This window comes from Thalassococcus sp., assembly GCF_982780845.1.
The window spans coordinates 79,362-95,505 of the sequence record NZ_CEYADA010000013.1; the positions used below are offsets into that span (position 1 = coordinate 79,362).

Consider the following 16,144-nt stretch of genomic DNA (forward strand, 5'->3'; position numbering starts at 1 on the left):
CCCATGCCCGCATTGAAGCCCACGCAATACAACGCCCGCATCACATGGCTGGGCACAGTCACACCCACGCCCGACAGCATCCGCTCGGCCCCGTGTGACCATCTGGAACTGACATGGGAAGGCGTCGCCGCGGACAGCCACGCAGGCATCAACCGCCCCTCGTGCAGCCGACTTCTGAAACAGTACCCACGCGGAACGGAAATCCGGAACGTCCGGCAACTCTCCATCGTCTCGGCCGAGGAACTGACGCAGATCGCCGAGGCCATGGGCATGACCCAAATCGCGCCGGAATGGCTGGGCGCGACGATGGTGGTCGAAGGCATCCCCAACTTCTCGCACATCCCACCGTCATCGCGGCTGCAACTGGCCGATGGCGGTATGCTGGTCGTCGACATGGAAAACCGCCCCTGCGGCCTTCCCGCGCGCGAGATCGAGCGCGAACACGAAGGCTTCGGCAAACGCTTTGCCGCCGCCGCAAGGGGCAAACGCGGCATCACCGCTTGGGTCGAGCGGCCCGGTCACCTGCGGCTGGGCGAAGACCTGCAACTGCACATCCCCCACCAACCCATCTGGGCGCATATCGAGAGTGTGTTGTAGGGGGGAATGTTGTTTGGAAAGTCTTTTCCGTCTTCAAAATCACCCCACCGGCACAGGGACCATCGTTCCTGACAGCATGGCCACGTGGGTTTCCTGCCAGTCTTCCACAGCATAAACATCCGCTGTCACGATCACCAAACGCCGTCCACCTTTCACGACGTTGCCGCGCGCGATCAATGATGTGCCGCGGGCAGGGGCCAGCAGGTGGATTTTCATTTCCGAGGTGACGACTTCCTGATCCTCGGGGATCACGGTCAGCGCCGAATAACCCGCCGCGCTGTCCCCGATGGAAAAGGTCAGTCCCGCATGGGCATAGCCGTGCTGTTGCCGGATATGGTCGCCAATCGGCGCGGTGATCTCGACGCTTCCTTTTTCGATACTGCCCAATTCAGCACCCAAAGTGCCCATCATGGATTGGCGGGCAAAGCTGTCGCGGATTTTCTGTCTGATCTGTTCCATGCCCGCACTGGATCATGGGGCAACGATTTAGGCAAGGGCTGCGCGCGGCATCGGGATGGCGGCAGGTGTTTTGCCGGTCAGGATCGCCACAGCATCGGGCGCCATCAAACCGCACAGCGCCGCGCTGTCGCTGCGCAGACCGCCGGTGTAGGTGCCATAGGCCGGCATCACGATCCTGTCCTTGTCCACGAGGAAACAGGGCCTGCTGATCAAACGCCCGCGCAGTGGCAGACGGGCCTTGGGGTGATAGTGCCCCGATATTTCACAGGTGGCCCCAACGGTTGCAATATGCCGGAACACCAGCGGGTCCAGGTGCAGGTCTTTGACATGGTTGCCGCCGATCCCCACAGGACCCGGATCATGGTTGCCCTCGATCCAGACCCAATCCCGCCCCGCCTGCAAACGGGTGATCCACAGCAGTTCCTCTTGCGGCAGCGCGCGCCCGATATCCGGTGCATCAAAGCTGTCGCCAAGGCAGATCACCTGCCGCGCACCCGTCGACTCAAGGTCCGCTTCCAGCCGTGTCAGCGTATCGCGCGTGTCATAGGGGGGCAGCTGCGCGCCACCCACCGCCGACAGCCGTTCGGATTTGCCGAAATGCAGATCGGACACCACCAACAACTGCTGATCGGGCCAGAAAAGTGCACCCGATCCCAGCGCGCAAAGTGCTGCATTGTTGAAGGTGAAGGCATGGTGGTTCATGCTTTGTTCATGCCTTAGGCCGCACGCTTTGGCAATCGCTTAGTAAGGCACGCGCCAGCTTGGCTTGACCTCGATCTGGTTCAACCCGCTTTCATCCATCAGGCGCGTGACTTCTTCCTCCAGCAGGCGTTCGTTGGCCTCTCCGTTGATCGGCACGCGGCCGGGTTCAAGGAACAATGGCGCGGCCAAGGGGGTGACGCGGGTCAGGCGCAACAGGTCGATCCGGTCGCCCACACGCTGGCACATATCGCGGATGCGGTCGAAATCGACCAAGCCGCGCATCGCCTCTTCCCGCGTGATTTGCAGCAACAGGTGGTCGGGGTCATAGCGCACCAGCGTGTCATACAGGATGTCTGACGACATCGTCGCCTGCCGGCCCGATTTGCGCTGGCCGCCCACCTGCCGTTCGATCAGCCCCGCAATCGTGGCCGAGGCGCGGAAGGTCCTTTTCATGACCGCGTTGCCCGCCAGCCAGCCGTCCAACCCCGCTTCAAGCCGCTCCAGATCGAACAGCGGGCGCGGGTCTGTCACTGCATCCAGCCCCCAGATCAGCGTGGCATAGTCTGTCGCGACAAAGCCCATGGGAGCAAGCCCCTCTTCCTCCATCCGTTTGGTCAGCAGAAGGCCCAGAGTTTGCTGCGCGTTGCGGCCTGCAAAACCGTAGACCACCAGTTGTTCGCGCCCGTCGTGCGGAAAGTTTTCGATCAGCAGTCGGCCGGGTTGCGGAAGTTGCGACACGTTCCGTTGCAAATGCAGCCAGTCGCGGGTGTGGGGCGGCAGGGCGGGCCAGTCGTCTTGCTGGAATATCCTGAGTATACGCTGCGACAGCTGCGTGGACGTCGCGAATTTCGTGCCCATGAAGGTCGCGATCTTGGGTTTCTTTTTCGCATCGCGCGTGACCTGCACGACCATATCGCGCAGCCCTTCGTAGCGCACGATCTGCCCGCCGATCAGAAAGGTATCGCCGGGGGTTAGTGAGGCGGCAAAGCCCTCTTCGACCTCGCCCAAGGGCGCGCCACCGCGACCGCGCCATTTGACCTTGAGCGTGTCGGTGTCCTGAATGGTGCCGATGTTCTGGCGGATGCGCACAGCAGAGCGTGGATCGCGCAGCTCCCACAACCCGTCGGGGCGCTGGCGGATGCGTTGCCATTGGTCATAGGCCCGCAGCGCGTAGCCCCCCGTGGCGCAGAAATCCAGACACGCGTCAAAGCTGGCGCGGCTTAGGTCCGAATAGGCCCCCGCGCTTGTCATTTCGGCATACAGCGCGTCGGCATCGAACGGCCCGCTGGCGGCGGCGATCAGGATGTGTTGGCACAGCACATCGCGCGGTCCCGCCCCGCGCGTGTCGCCGTCCAGATCATGCGCCTTCACGGCCTCAAGCGCGGCGATGCATTCGACCACCTCAAACCGGTTGGCAGGCACCAGAAGCGCCTTGGACGGTGCGTTATAGCGGTGGTTGGCACGGCCGATCCGCTGGACCAGACGTTTGACGTTTTTCGGCGCGCCCACCTGAATGACCAGATCGACGTCGCCCCAGTCGATGCCCAGATCAAGGCTGCCTGTGCAAACAATCGCGCGCAGGTCGCCGCGCACCATCGCGGCCTCGACCTTTTCCCGCTGGCCGCGGTCAAGCGATCCATGGTGGATGCCAATGGGCAGGGCATCTTCGTTGGCAAGCCAGAGGTTGTGGAAGAACAGCTCGGCCTGTGCGCGGGTGTTGTGAAAGATCAGCGTGGTCTTGTGCTTCTTGACCTGCTCCAACACCGCCGGAATGGCGTATTTCGCACCTCCGCCGGACCATGGCGGGGCCTCGTCCGTGACCAGCATCTGGATGTCCGGATCAGGGCCGGGATCGGCCAGAAGGATATCGCAAGGGTCTGGATGGCGGGCCAGCAAATGCGCGATCTGTTGCGGGTCATCCACCGTCGCCGACAGCCCCACGCGGCGCAGATCGGGACACAGCGTTTGCAGCCGCGCCAAGGCCAGCATCAACTGATCGCCCCGCTTGCTTTCGGCCAATGCGTGGATTTCATCCACGATCACGCGCTGCAGCCCTTTGAACATGCGCGGCGCGTCTTCGTAGCTTGTCAGCAGCGCAAGGCTTTCAGGCGTTGTCAGCAGGATATGGGGTGGGTCTGCGCGTTGGCGTTTCTTGCGGCTTGAGGGCGTATCGCCTGTGCGATCCTCGACCCGAATGTTCAGGCCCGCGCCTTCGATCGGGGTGCCAAGGTTGCGCTTGATGTCAGATGCCAGCGCCTTGAGCGGACTGACGTAAAGCGTGTGCAGGCCCGGCTCGGGATCGGTGCCCAATTCGGCCAGTGTCGGCAGGAAGCCCGCCAACGTCTTACCGCCCCCCGTGGGCGCGATCAACAACAGCGCAGGGTTTTCGGCCCGATCCAGCATCGCCTGCTGGTGCGGATGCAGCGACCAGCCTTTCGCATCGAACCAGCGTTGCAGGCTGTCGGGCAGGGTGCGTGGGGTGGTGTTGGTGGTCAATCAGGCCTCTTCCAGCCGGTCCGTGGCGGGGGCGGGCGTCGGGTAAATCATGGAAAGGCGGGCGTAGATTTCCGGCGTCATGTCAAAGGGCATACCAGCGAGCGATGGCTGCAATTGATCGACAGTCCGCGCCGACAGGATCGGGGCAGGCTGTGCCGGATGAGCTGCGACCCACGCCACAGCCAGCGTTGCAGGCGAGGTGCCCAGATCATTGGCGATCTCGACCAGACGCGCGGCGGCCTTGTGCATCTCGTCCACCGCATAACGGTTGGTGTAGCGTTCGTCGTCGGTCAGCCGGCCCGTTTCGCCAGCCACGTATTTGCCCGTCAGCAGGCCGCCGCCAAGGGGCGAATAGGGCACGGCCTGAATATCCTGATCGGCGCACATGGGAAGCAGTTCGACCTCGGCCTGACGTTTGACAAGGTTGTACATCGGCTGAAGCACATCGATGCGGGTCCCGAAGGTTTGCGCCACGGCCTGTGCCTTCATCACCTGCCACGCGGCGTAGTTGGACACGCCGATGTGGCGGATCTTGCCTGCGGATTGCAGCTCGGCCAGCGTCTCAAAAGTTTCCGACAGATCGGTGTCGCCGTCCCAGATGTGGATATAGAGCAGATCGACCATATCCAGCCCAAGCCGTGTGCGGCTGGTGTCGAATTGCGCGGCGATGTTGGCACGGGTGGCGGGGCCTTCCATGGCGGCTTTGGTCGCGATGTAGAGGTCGTCGCGGCAATCCTTGATCAGCCCGCCAAGGATCGTTTCCGACTGACCGCCGGTATAGACATAAGCCGTGTCGAAATGGGTGATGCCCGCGTTGCGGCAGGCATCGAACATCTCGGCGCTTTGGGTGGCATCGGCCTTGCCGCCGAATTGCATTGTGCCAAAGGCGAAACGCGGCACGGCGGTGCCGTTTGCGGTGGTCAGGTCGGTCATCGGTGTCCCCTGTGTCAGGTGTCAGCCGCGTTTATACGGGTCTTTGGGGCTGCGGTCATCGGACAAAGACTGCTGCGTGCGGGTGACGAGCAATTCGATGGCGTCGGCCAGATGTTCTTCGCCGATGTTATAATCGCCGCGTTCCACACGGATGCGGTGGGCTTCGATCATCACGTCGGCATGGCGGCAGCCTTCGGGCGGTTCGAACCGGTAGCAGGCCAGTTCGATCAGGAAACCAAGCGGGTCCTTGAAATAGATCGAGTCCATAAAACCGCGATCCTTGGGGCCGGAGTGGGGAATGCCACGGGCATCAAGGCGTTTGACCACCTGGCTCCAACTGGCTTTGGACACATTGAGCGCCAGATGATGCACACAGCCCGCATCGGTCGGGGTGCGGTCGTGGACGGGTTCGCGGCTTTCGTTGGTGAAAATGGTGATCAGTCGCCCGTCGCCCGGATCGAAATAGAGGTGGCCTTCGTCGGGATTGTCGAGGTTGGGCTGGTCGAAGATGAAGGGCATGCCCAGCACGCCTTCCCAGAAATCGATGCTGGTCTGCCTATCCGCGCCCATGATGGTGATGTGATGAACGCCTTGGGTTTGAATCTTTTGCATGGGGTCTCCTTCCGCTTGGGGAAAGAGTAGTGCGTTTTCCGATAACGTGAACCGCTATCTTTGCAGAGGGTCTGTGCGGGCGTGATCCACAGGGGCGCGGGCCCAAGGGCCCACGCACAGGTTTGTCTCGGGCCGCGGCCTTTGGCCGGACCCTCGGGTTTGGTGCCTTTGGCGGGCGTCAGGCAATAAGCATCCAGAGGGCGACTGCGGCGAGGATTGCGCCGAAGGCCCGGTTGAGCCTGCGTGCACTGTGGGGGCTGTGGAAGACCTTGGCGATCCGGTCACCCAAAAGCGCCCAGAGCGAGAACGCGATCAGATTGTTCAGGGTGAACACCGCCGTGATGAACAGGACGGTGCCTGTCTGATTGTTTGTGTCGCTGGTCAGGAACTGGGTGAACATCAGGGCGATGATGACATAGGCCTTGGGGTTCAGAACCAGCAGGATGATACCATCCCAGAGCGTGGCGGGGCGCGCCGTTTGCCGGTCGTTCAGAGCATCCGCTGTGAACAGTTTCCACGCGAGCCACAGGACATAGGCCGACCCGGCAAGCTTCATGGCGACAAAAAGCTGCGGTACCTGATCCATGGCGGCGACAAACCCCAAGCCCATGGCCGCCGTGATGGTGAAGGTGGCCAGATGATAGCCCGCGTTGGCGGGGATCGTGGCCTTGAAGCCGAAGTAGGCGCCGTTGGCAGCAAAGAAAACGTTTCCGGGGCCGGGGCTGTAGGCCAAAGGAAATAGAAAACCAATAAGCGCAAGAAAGGTTTGGGTCATCTCGGTACCTCCGACTGGAGAGAGACAACTAGGACTTTTAGGAGCCGCGCTGCGACCCGTTTCTTGCGCATTCGGGGGCCGGCGGTTGCCAACAAAAAAGCCCCGCGCTGGTTGGCGCAGGGCTTGGTGTTTCGGATGTGAACCGATGATTAGTTCGGCACGTCGCCTGTCAGGCCTTCGATGTAGAAGTTCATGCCCAGCAGATCGTCGTCAGAGGCTGTCTCGCCCTCTGCCAGCCATGGTGTGCCGTCCTGTTTGTTGATCGGGCCTGTGAACGGGTGGTATTCGCCGGCAGCAATGGCGTCTTTCAGTGCCAGTGCCTCGGCCTTCACATCAGCAGGAACCGCGCTGGAAATCTCGCCGATGCCGACCATGCCTTTGCCGATGCCGTCCCATGTGTCGGTGCTTTCCCATGTGCCATCCATAACCGCTTTGACGCGATCGATGTAGTAGGGCGCCCAGTTGTCGATGATCGAGGACACGCGCGGCACGGGGCCGAATTCAGCCATGTCAGAGGCCTGACCGAAGGTGATCACGTTGCCTGCCTCTTGCGCGGCGGCCTGCGGTGCGGTCGAGTCTGTGTGCTGCAGGATCACGTCGGCGCCGTTGTCGATCAGTGCTCGGGCTGCGTCAGCCTCTTTCGCGGGGTCGAACCATGTGTAGGCCCAAACGATCGAGAATTCGACGTCGGGGTTTACTTTCTTGGCGTGCAGGTAGGCCGAGTTGATGCCGCGGATAACTTCGGGAATCGGGAAGGACGCGATGTAGCCGACCTTGTTGGTCTTTGTCATCTTGCCCGCGATGTGGCCCTGAATGGCGCGGCCTTCGTAGAAGCGTGCAGAATAGACGCTGACGTTATCTGCGCGCTTGAAGCCTGTGGCGTGTTCGAACTTCACTTCGGGAAACTTGGCCGCAACGTTCATCGTCGGGTCCATGTAGCCGAAGGATGTGGTGAAGATGATGTCTGCACCCGACAGCGCCATCTGTGTGATCGCGCGTTCCGCGTCGGCACCTTCGGGCACGCTTTCCTGATAGACGGTTTCAACCGCGTCGCCCAGTTCGGCCTCAACCGCTTTACGGCCTTGGTCGTGTTCATATGTCCAGCCGCCGTCGCCGACGGGGCCCACATAGATGAAGCCTGCCTTGACTTTGTCTTGGGCAAAGGCGCTGCCGGCGGCAAGGCTGAGGGCCGCTGCGCTGGCAAGGAGTGTTCTGCGTTTCATGTTCGGTTCTCCCGGTTGGTTTATAGTTTTGCCTCAGGCCGAGGCGTGGAATGGCCTGCCGAGCGAGGCGGGTGCGCCGTGGGCTCCGCGGGCAGAAATAAAGACGAGGACCAGAATGGTCATTAGGTAGGGCGATGCGGACAACAGCGCCACAGGAACAGCAGCACCAGCAGCCTGCAGGTTCAACTGTAGCACGGTGACGCCGCCGAACAGATAGGCGCCGATGGCCACGCGACCAGCGCGCCATGACGCAAAGACCACAATCGCCAGTGCGATCCAGCCTGCGCCTGCTGTCATGCCTTCGGTCCATTGCGGCACGCGCACCAGCGACAGATACGCGCCGCCAAGGCCAGCACAGGCCCCGCCAAAGAAGATCGCCATCATGCGGATGCGCACGACCTTATATCCAAGCGCGTGCGCGGCATCGTGGTTTTCGCCGACAGCCCGCAAGATCAGGCCGATGCGGGTGTATTTCAGAACCGCCCAGACCACGATGACCAGCGCCAGCGACAGGTAGACCATCAGGTCATGGCTGAACAGCATACGGCCCACGACCGGTAGATCGGACAGAAACCCCATATCGAGTTTGGGCAGGGTGGGGGATTTCATGCCCTCGTATGGCTTGCCTATCAGGGATGACAGACCAAGACCCACAAGCGTCAGGCCAAGGCCGGTGGCGACCTGGTTCGACAGCAAAAGCTGGGTCAGCACCCCGAAACTGAGCGATAGAACGGCCGAGGCCAAGGCCGCAGCCGCAAAGCCAAGCGCGGGGTTGCCTGTGTTGATAGCCACGGCAAAGCCCACGACTGCGCCTGTGATCATCATACCTTCGACGCCAAGGTTCAGAACGCCTGCGCGTTCCACGACCATTTCGCCGATGGCGGCCAAAAGGATCGGGGTCGCCGACACCATGATCGACGCGACAAGCAGAACAGGATTGATCGAACTGAGGTCCATTATGCTGCCCCCTGACCGAAGCGGATACGGTAATTGGTGAACACATCTGTCGCCAAAAGGAAGAACAAAAGCATCCCTTGGAACAGTTGGATCGACGCGCCGGGCACGCCCAGCATCAGCTGCGCCAACTCGCCGCCGATGTAGGTCAGCGCCATCAGCAGACCCGCCAGCAGGATACCCACAGGATGCAGGCGACCAAGGAAGGCGACGATGATCGCGGTAAAGCCGTAGCCCGAGTTGAAATCGATGCTGATCTGACCAGCGGGGCCTGTGACCTCGAACAGACCGGCAAGGCCTGCCAGCGCACCTGCGGTGCCAAGGCAGAAGATCACAATGCGGTTTGGGTTCACGCCAGCAAAGCGCGCAGCACGCGGGGCCTCGCCCGACAGGCGGATCTGGAAACCGCGGATGTGGCGGGCGAACAGAACATAGGCCGCGATCACCGCAATAAGGGCAAAGACGACGCCCCAGTGCATGCCGGTGTTGGCGATCAGTTCCTTATTGGCCGCCGCGTCCCATTGCTGAAAATTGCGGCTGCCCGGAAAACCCATGCCGTCGGGGTTGCGCAGCAGGCCGGACGAGACCGAGGCCAGAATGGATTCGGCCACATAGACCAACATCAGCGATACAAGGATTTCATTTGTGCCGAATTTGGTTTTCAGGATGGCGGGGATCATGGACCACGCCCAACCGCCCAGCGCGCCTGCGATCACCATCATCGGGAACAGCAAAACGCTTTCCGACGGATACAGCGCAAGGCCAGCGCCCGCGCCGCAGATCGCGCCCATGATGTATTGCCCTTCCGCGCCGATGTTCCAGATGCCCGCGCGGAAACCGACCGATAGGCCGATTGCGATCAGGATCAGCGGACCGGCCTTCACCAGCAGTTGTGGCCGCGAATATCCGGCGAATTGCGGGTGAAACAGCGGGTCCCAGAAAATGGTGCGGATCGCTTCAAGCGGGGGTTTGCCAAGGGCGGCAAACATCATTCCGCCGACAATCATCGTCAAAATGACGGCCAGAACAGGAGTAATGACGGTCCAGACCTGCGAAGGCTGCGGGCGTTTTTCCAGATGGATCATGCGGCACCTCGGGTGGATGTGGGGGACATGGCGTTACGCATGGGCCACCTCCATATCTTGGGCACCGCCCATCATCAGGCCGATGGTGTCGATGGTCAGGCCAGCGACCGGCACGGCATCGGTCAGACGACCTTCGTTCAGCGCAGCAAAGCGGTCCGAGATTTCCATCAATTCATCCAGGTCCTGCGAAATCACGACAATCGCGGCACCGTTTGCCGCCAGATCAAGGATCGCCTGACGGATCGCGGCGGCAGCGGCGGCATCCACGCCCCATGTGGGCTGGTTCACGACCAGAACCTCGGGGCGCTGCATGATCTCGCGCCCGATCACGTATTTCTGCAGGTTGCCGCCGGACAGTGCCCGTGCGGCAGTGTTGGCGCTGGGCGTGCGGACGTCGAAAGTGCTGATGACCTTTTCGGTAAAGTCCTTGGCGGCGGCCCAGTCGATAAAGCCATTCTTCAAAAGCCCTTCGCGACGTGCAGCAGTCAGAACACCGTTTTCCGTCAGGCTCATGTTCGGGGCGGCAGCGTGGCCAAGGCGTTCTTCGGGGCCGGACAAAAGGCCAGCATCGCGGCGGGCCATGGGGCCTTGGCGGCTGACGTCTGTGCCCAGCAGTTCGATGCTGCCCGCAGGCGACAGGCGTTCTCCGGACAGCGCGGCCAGAAGTTCATCCTGCCCGTTGCCTGCAACACCGCCGATGCCCAGAACTTCGCCCCGTTGCACGGACAGCGACACGTCCCGCAGCGGTGTGCCGAACGCACCGGGGGCGGGCAGGGACAGGTTTGCGACCTTCAGCGCGACCTCGCCCAATGTGGTTTGGCGTGCTTCTGGCGTGGCAAAACTTGCCCCCACCATCATTTCGGCCAGTTCGCGGGCAGATGTGTCTTTGGGTGTGCAGGTCGCAACCTTTTTGCCCAAACGCAGGATGGTCGCGGTGTCGCAAAGCGTGCGGATTTCTTCCAGCTTGTGCGAAATATACAAGATCGACGTGCCCTCGGCCCGCAGCTTGTTCAGCGTCTGGAACAGGATATCCACCTCTTGCGGGGTTAGAACGCTGGTGGGTTCGTCCATGATCAACAGCTTGGGGTCTTGCAATAGACAGCGGATGATCTCGACCCGCTGGCGTTCACCGGCGGACAAGGTGCCCACAACGCGCGACGGGTCCAGTGGCAGACCGTATTCTTCGGACACGGTACGGATGCGTTCGGCCAGTTCGCGGGTCTTGGGCGGGTTTTCCATGCCAAGGGCCACGTTTTCGGCCACGTTCAACGCGTCAAACAGGGAAAAGTGCTGGAACACCATCGCGACACCGCGCTGGCGGGCCTTGGACGGTTCAGAGGGCGTATAGTCCTGTCCCTGCAGAACCATCGAACCACGATCGGGTTTGACCAGACCGTAGATCATTTTCACCAGCGTGGATTTCCCCGCCCCGTTTTCCCCCAGCAAGGCGTGAATCTCGTTTTCGCCGATGTCAAAGCTGACATCGTCATTGGCGATCACGCCGGGGTAGGCCTTGGTCAGGCCAGTCAACCTAAGTAGCGGGTCTGCCACGTTTCACCATCTCTTTTCTTCAGCGTCTCAACTAGCTGCGCGGCCACACCGATCGCAATGGCTTGGGGATGTTTCCCAAGCGATTTTTGACCAATTGGGCAGCAAATGCGCGCTATTTGTGCATCCGTATGTCCCAAGCCTGCAAGCCTCTTGCGAAAGCGGGCCCATTTTGTGTCGGAACCGATCAATCCGGCAAAGGCGAAATCATGGGTCAAAAGCGCGTGGCACAGCTGTAAATCAATCTCGTGGCTGTAGGTCACGATGATGTGGCGGGCCTCCTCGGGTGCGTGGGCGGCAAGGCGGGGCAGGTCGGCGGCGGGCAGTTTGGTAACTTGATCCGCCAACGGGAAGGCGAATCTGTCAGGCGCGGTATCGGCCACGGTCACGTCCATGTCTGGCAGCGGCGCGAGTGTGTTGGCCAGCGCCGCGCCCACGTGGCCCGCGCCCCAAATCCAGATGGGTGTTCGGGGGGCGGTGATGGGTTCCACCATCCAGCCCTGGATCAGCTGAGGCTCCGGCACGATCCCCTGCGCACGGGCGCGATCCAGCAGACGATGGACGGCCAGTGGCATATCGCCTTCGCCGCGCGCGATCACTGTGTCGGACAGGGGCGGCAGGCTGGCGGCGTCAAAGTGTTCGGTCAGCAAGGTGACCCGCCCGCCGCAGCATTGGCCCATGTCGGGGCCAAGGGCGTGGCGGCTTAGGCCGGTATGGGTGAAGGCGGTTTTGGCGGCCTCGAATTCCAGCCGTCCTCCACCAATGCTGCCTGATTGCCCGCCCTCCCAGACCAGCATCGCGGCCCCGACCTCGCGCGGGACCGATCCGGCAACTTCGGCGACGACCACGCGGGCGACGCGGCCATGTTCGGCCACGGCACCTGTAAGGGCGGTCAGATCAAAGCTCATCCCTGCACCTTTTGAATGGCTTTCAGCACGCGCTCTGGTGTGGCTGGGGCGTCAAGTGCCGGATATCCTTGGCCGAATTGGGCGATGGCATCAGACAGCGCAAAGAAGACGGACATACCGTGCATGAAAGGCGGCTCGCCCACGGCTTTGGATTTATAGATGGTGTCTTCGGCGTTTTCGCCATCCCACAGCGTGACGTTGAAAATGTCGGGGCGGTCCGAACACGCAGGGATTTTGTAGGTCGAGGGCGCATGGGTGCGCAGGCGGCCAGAGTCGTCCCAAACCAGTTCTTCTGTGGTTAGCCAGCCTGTGCCTTGGACAAAACCGCCTTCGATCTGGCCGATGTCCAGCGCGGGGTTCAGGCTGTGGCCGCAGTCGTGCAAAATGTCGGTGCGCAGGATGCGGTATTCGCCGGTCAGGCTGTCGACAACCACCTCGGATACAGCCGAACCATGGGCGAAATAGAGGAACGGTCGCCCCTGACCTGCGATCCGGTCCCACGCCAGTTTCGGCGTTTTGTAAAAGCCCGTGGCGGACAGGCTGACCCTGCCTTCGTAGCAAAGTTTAGCGGCATCGGAGAACGACATCTCTGCTGACCCGACCGATACGCGGCCGCCCACAAAGCTGACCTCTGTTGCGTCAGTTTGGTGAAGGTCTGCCAGGTGCGCTGCCATACGGTCGCGAATGGTGTCGCAGGCGGCTTTGACGGCCATGCCGTTCAGGTCACTGCCCGACGAGGCCGCCGTGGCCGAGGTGTTGGGCACCTTGCCGGTGTCGGTCGCGGTGATCTTGACCATCTCGACCGGCACGCCAAAGCGGCTGGCGGCGACTTGGGCGACTTTCTGGAACAGGCCCTGGCCCATTTCAGTGCCACCGTGGTTCATGCGGATCGACCCGTCTTGGTAGACATGCACCAGCGCGCCCGCCTGATTGAGGTGGGTCAGCGTGAAGGAAATTCCGAATTTCACCGGCGTCAGGGCGATGCCCTTTTTCAGGTGATCGTTCTGGGCATTCCATTCGGCGATCTTGGCCTTGCGCGCCGTCAGATCGGCCGATTGCGCCAATTGATCGGTCATCGCGTTCAGCAAGAAATGATCAACCTGCTGGCCATAGGGCGTTGTTTGAGCAGGGGGCGTGTCGCCATCGGCGTAGTAGTTGCGACGGCGCAGGTCTGTGGGGTCCATGCCCAGTTGATGCGCGGCATGGTCCATCACCCGTTCGATCCCCAGCATCCCCTGAGGGCCGCCGAACCCGCGGAAAGCTGTCGCGCTTTGGGTGTTGGTGCGCAGGCGGTGGCTTTCGATCCGCGCGTTCGGCAGATCATAGGCGTTATCGGCGTGCAGCATCGCGCGGTCCGCGACAGGCAGCGACAAATCCATCGCCCAGCCGCAGCGGGTGTAATGTTTGAAATCCACGCCAAGCAGACGCCCGGTTTCATCAAAGCCTGCGCGGTAGGTGATGCGGAAGTCATGGCGTTTGCCGGTGATCACCATGTCGTCGTCGCGATCATAGCGCATCTTGCAGGCGCGGCCTGTTTTCTGCGCGACCAAGGCGCAGGCGATGGCCAATGCGTTGCCTTGGCTTTCCTTGCCGCCAAAGCCGCCGCCCATCCGGCGGATTTCAACGCGGACGGCATGCATCGGCAGGCCGAGGGCATCGGCCACCTTGTGCTGGATTTCCGAAGGGTGCTGGGTCGAGGAATGGACGACCATGTCGCCATCATCTTGCGGCAGGGCAAGGGCGGCTTGACCTTCCAGATAGAAATGCTCTTGCCCGCCCATCTCGATCTCGCTTTCGACGATATGAGGTGCGGTTTCAAGGGCTTGGGCCGTGTTGCCCTTTTCCCAAATGCGCGGGCCCTCTTCGAAGTGGCTATTGGCGGCGAGGGCGTCTTCGATGGTCAGGATCGGGGTTGTTTTGGTGTAGTCGACCTTGGCCAATCTAGCGGCGCGGCGGGCGGCATGATGGCTGTCAGCCACGACCAGAAATAACGGTTGGCCGAGGTAGTGGATCGTGCCATCGGACAACAGCGGTTCGTCGTGGTTCGAAGGCGAGCAATCCGCAGGGCGATCCAGATCGATGGCGGTGATAACGTCTACGACGCCCTTCGCGCTGCGGACCTGTGATAGGTCCATGTTGCTGATCGTGCCGCTGGCAATGTCGGACAGGCCGAATGCCAGATGCAGGGTGCCGCGCGGGGTGGGCAGATCATCGACGTAATGCGCCGAACCAGTGACGTGCAGTTTGGCCGCGTCGTGGGGAAGGGGTTTTGCAACGCTCATGGCTGCACCTCCAATACGCTGGAGGATTGACCTGTATTCTCAAGATATACACGGTGCAGCAGGTTCTTTGCGGTTGTCAGACGGTAGTCCGAACTCGCGCGCATATCGGACATGGGGGTGAAGTCCTCTGACCATGCTGCATCGGCCATTGCGATGCTGTCCAATGTCCACGGATGACCTGTCAAAGCGGCCTCGACATGGGGCGCACGTTTCGGGGTGCCCGCCATGCCGCCGAACGCGATGCGTGCGTTTGTGACGATCCCGTCTTCGACCGAGATGTTGAACGCGCCACAAAGGGCCGAGATATCCTGATCGAACCGTTTCGAGATTTTGTAGACCTTCAGGCGATCCGGTTGATGGGGGATGGTGACGCCTGCCACCAACTCGCCCGCGCGACGGTCCTGTTTGCCATAGTCGAGGAAGAAATCCTCGATCGGCAGATCGCGCGCGCCGTCGACGTGGTGCAGGTGCAGCGTTGCGCCCAAGGCGATCAGGGCTGGCGGGTTGTCCCCGATGGGCGATCCATTGGCGATATTGCCGCCGATGGTGGCGGCGTTACGGACCTGAGCGGAACCGTAGCGGCGGATCATTTCGGCGTAGGAGGGGTAGAGGGGCTGAACAGCCTTCAGAACCCGATCCATCGTGACGCCTGCGCCAATGCGCAGGGCATCGCCCGTGTCTTCGATCTGTTGCAGGTCGCGGCAGCGGTTCAGGAAGATGGGCGCGGGCAGGTCGCGCATTTGCTTGGTCACCCAAAGCCCCACATCCGTCGCGCCTGCAATCAGCGTGGCGTCGGGGTTGGCAGCATAGGCGCGGGCCAGTTCGTCCAGCGTTTCGGGGCTGTTGGCGGTGGCCTTGGGCAGATCGTCGTTCAGCCAGTCGGGAACTGGCGCATCCTTGGCGGCCTCGGCGGCGCGGATGATCGGGGCGTAGCCGGTGCAGCGGCACAGGTTGCCCGCAAGCACGTCGTCAAAATCTGTGGCGCCATTCCTGTGCGCCGTTGCCATCGACACCACGAAACCCGGCGTGCAGAAACCGCACTGGCTGCCGTGGTGGTCGACCATGGCCTGCTGCATCGGGTGCAGCGTGCCGTCGGGGGCGGCGATGCCTTCGACCGTGCGCACCGCTTTGCCGTGAAGTTGCGGCAGGAACAGGATGCAAGCATTCAGCGCCTTCGATCCGCTTTGATCAGTGACCATGACGGTACAGGCCCCGCAGTCGCCTTCGTTGCAGCCTTCTTTGGTGCCGGTCATGCCTTGGTCTTCGCGCAGCCAGTCCAACAGGGTGGTTGTCGGCGGCACGTCCGAAAGCGAAACACTCTCTCCGTTCAGAAGAAAGTCGATTGTCATGTGAAAAGCCCGCCGCGTTACCCAGAGCCCAAATCAGCACAACTTCGATGCGGCGTAGAAGATGCGCAGGCGATTAGATCGACACCTACGCTAGAAGCGGGACTTCGGGTTTGGCAAGAAAAATCTTGGCGCATTTCCGTGCAGTCAGGAATTTCTGCCTGTTTTTCAGGCATTCGTTTTGACGCGCTTCGGGGTCGATAAGGGACTTCCCCCCACCTTCA

Annotated in this window: 14 protein-coding genes; 1 reads left to right on the forward strand and 13 read right to left on the reverse strand. The window is 61.7% G+C overall.

The window, feature by feature from the left end; translation table 11 throughout:
• The first annotated feature begins 3 nt into the window (after window positions 1–3).
• Window positions 4–597, forward strand: a complete 594-nt coding sequence (locus AC4FIA_RS14300) for an MOSC domain-containing protein (protein ID WP_490366407.1) — start codon at window positions 4–6, stop codon at window positions 595–597.
• Between the two features lie 39 nt (window positions 598–636).
• Here the strand turns inward: AC4FIA_RS14300 and AC4FIA_RS14305 are convergent, their stop codons facing one another.
• The 13 genes from AC4FIA_RS14305 to AC4FIA_RS14365 form a co-directional block, all read right to left on the reverse strand.
• Window positions 637–1,056, reverse strand: a complete 420-nt coding sequence (locus AC4FIA_RS14305; protein WP_490366408.1) for a PaaI family thioesterase — start codon at window positions 1,054–1,056, stop codon at window positions 637–639.
• Between the two features lie 27 nt (window positions 1,057–1,083).
• Window positions 1,084–1,758: a ligase-associated DNA damage response endonuclease PdeM gene (gene pdeM, locus AC4FIA_RS14310; RefSeq protein ID WP_490366409.1), complete on the reverse strand. Its 675-nt coding sequence runs from the start codon at window positions 1,756–1,758 to the stop codon at window positions 1,084–1,086.
• 39 nt (window positions 1,759–1,797) lie between these two features.
• The gene (locus tag AC4FIA_RS14315) at window positions 1,798–4,254 is read right to left on the reverse strand and encodes a ligase-associated DNA damage response DEXH box helicase (RefSeq protein WP_490366410.1); all 2,457 of its coding nucleotides are present in this window, start codon (window positions 4,252–4,254) and stop codon (window positions 1,798–1,800) included.
• On the reverse strand, window positions 4,255–5,187 hold the full coding sequence (locus AC4FIA_RS14320; protein ID WP_490366411.1) for an aldo/keto reductase: 933 nt from the start codon (window positions 5,185–5,187) through the stop codon (window positions 4,255–4,257).
• Between the two features lie 21 nt (window positions 5,188–5,208).
• A complete protein-coding gene (locus AC4FIA_RS14325; RefSeq protein ID WP_488048618.1) occupies window positions 5,209–5,799 on the reverse strand; it encodes a VOC family protein in 591 nt (196 codons plus the stop codon).
• 178 nt (window positions 5,800–5,977) lie between these two features.
• A complete protein-coding gene (locus tag AC4FIA_RS14330; RefSeq protein WP_490366412.1) occupies window positions 5,978–6,574 on the reverse strand; it encodes a LysE family translocator in 597 nt (198 codons plus the stop codon).
• Window positions 6,575–6,723: 149 nt separating this feature from the next.
• Complete coding sequence (locus tag AC4FIA_RS14335) at window positions 6,724–7,797, reverse strand: BMP family ABC transporter substrate-binding protein (protein WP_490366413.1); 1,074 nt, start codon at window positions 7,795–7,797, stop codon at window positions 6,724–6,726.
• A gap of 33 nt (window positions 7,798–7,830) precedes the next feature.
• Window positions 7,831–8,754: an ABC transporter permease gene (locus AC4FIA_RS14340; RefSeq protein WP_200813154.1), complete on the reverse strand. Its 924-nt coding sequence runs from the start codon at window positions 8,752–8,754 to the stop codon at window positions 7,831–7,833.
• On the reverse strand, window positions 8,754–9,836 hold the full coding sequence (locus AC4FIA_RS14345; protein WP_488048614.1) for an ABC transporter permease: 1,083 nt from the start codon (window positions 9,834–9,836) through the stop codon (window positions 8,754–8,756). The genes AC4FIA_RS14340 and AC4FIA_RS14345 overlap by 1 nt, the downstream gene beginning before the upstream one ends.
• Before the next feature lie 33 nt (window positions 9,837–9,869).
• Window positions 9,870–11,387 carry an ABC transporter ATP-binding protein gene (locus AC4FIA_RS14350; protein ID WP_490366414.1) on the reverse strand — a complete coding sequence of 506 codons (1,518 nt, stop codon included), beginning with the start codon at window positions 11,385–11,387 and terminating at the stop codon, window positions 9,870–9,872.
• Complete coding sequence (gene xdhC / locus AC4FIA_RS14355) at window positions 11,363–12,292, reverse strand: xanthine dehydrogenase accessory protein XdhC (protein WP_490366415.1); 930 nt, start codon at window positions 12,290–12,292, stop codon at window positions 11,363–11,365. Before xdhC ends, AC4FIA_RS14350 begins: the two co-directional genes overlap by 25 nt.
• Window positions 12,289–14,574, reverse strand: coding sequence for a xanthine dehydrogenase molybdopterin binding subunit (gene xdhB / locus AC4FIA_RS14360; RefSeq protein WP_490366416.1), 2,286 nt, complete (start codon window positions 14,572–14,574; stop codon window positions 12,289–12,291). Before xdhB ends, xdhC begins: the two co-directional genes overlap by 4 nt.
• Window positions 14,571–15,923 (reverse strand): xanthine dehydrogenase small subunit, encoded by a 1,353-nt coding sequence (locus tag AC4FIA_RS14365; RefSeq protein ID WP_490366417.1) that lies wholly within the window; start codon window positions 15,921–15,923, stop codon window positions 14,571–14,573. Before AC4FIA_RS14365 ends, xdhB begins: the two co-directional genes overlap by 4 nt.
• Window positions 15,924–16,144: the final 221 nt, after the last annotated feature.

Excerpts from the sequence above, each read along its gene's own strand:
- AC4FIA_RS14300 (WP_490366407.1), top strand. The coding sequence starts at position 4 with ATGCCCGCATTGAAGCCCACGCAATACAACGCCCGCATCACATGGCTG.
- AC4FIA_RS14305 (WP_490366408.1), bottom strand. The coding sequence starts at position 1,056 with ATGGAACAGATCAGACAGAAAATCCGCGACAGCTTTGCCCGCCAATCC.
- pdeM (WP_490366409.1), bottom strand. The coding sequence starts at position 1,758 with ATGAACCACCATGCCTTCACCTTCAACAATGCAGCACTTTGCGCGCTG.
- AC4FIA_RS14320 (WP_490366411.1), bottom strand. The coding sequence starts at position 5,187 with ATGACCGACCTGACCACCGCAAACGGCACCGCCGTGCCGCGTTTCGCC.
- AC4FIA_RS14325 (WP_488048618.1), bottom strand. The coding sequence starts at position 5,799 with ATGCAAAAGATTCAAACCCAAGGCGTTCATCACATCACCATCATGGGC.
- AC4FIA_RS14330 (WP_490366412.1), bottom strand. The coding sequence starts at position 6,574 with ATGACCCAAACCTTTCTTGCGCTTATTGGTTTTCTATTTCCTTTGGCC.
- AC4FIA_RS14335 (WP_490366413.1), bottom strand. The coding sequence starts at position 7,797 with ATGAAACGCAGAACACTCCTTGCCAGCGCAGCGGCCCTCAGCCTTGCC.
- AC4FIA_RS14340 (WP_200813154.1), bottom strand. The coding sequence starts at position 8,754 with ATGGACCTCAGTTCGATCAATCCTGTTCTGCTTGTCGCGTCGATCATG.
- AC4FIA_RS14345 (WP_488048614.1), bottom strand. The coding sequence starts at position 9,836 with ATGATCCATCTGGAAAAACGCCCGCAGCCTTCGCAGGTCTGGACCGTC.
- xdhC (WP_490366415.1), bottom strand. The coding sequence starts at position 12,292 with ATGAGCTTTGATCTGACCGCCCTTACAGGTGCCGTGGCCGAACATGGC.
- xdhB (WP_490366416.1), bottom strand. The coding sequence starts at position 14,574 with ATGAGCGTTGCAAAACCCCTTCCCCACGACGCGGCCAAACTGCACGTC.
- AC4FIA_RS14365 (WP_490366417.1), bottom strand. The coding sequence starts at position 15,923 with ATGACAATCGACTTTCTTCTGAACGGAGAGAGTGTTTCGCTTTCGGAC.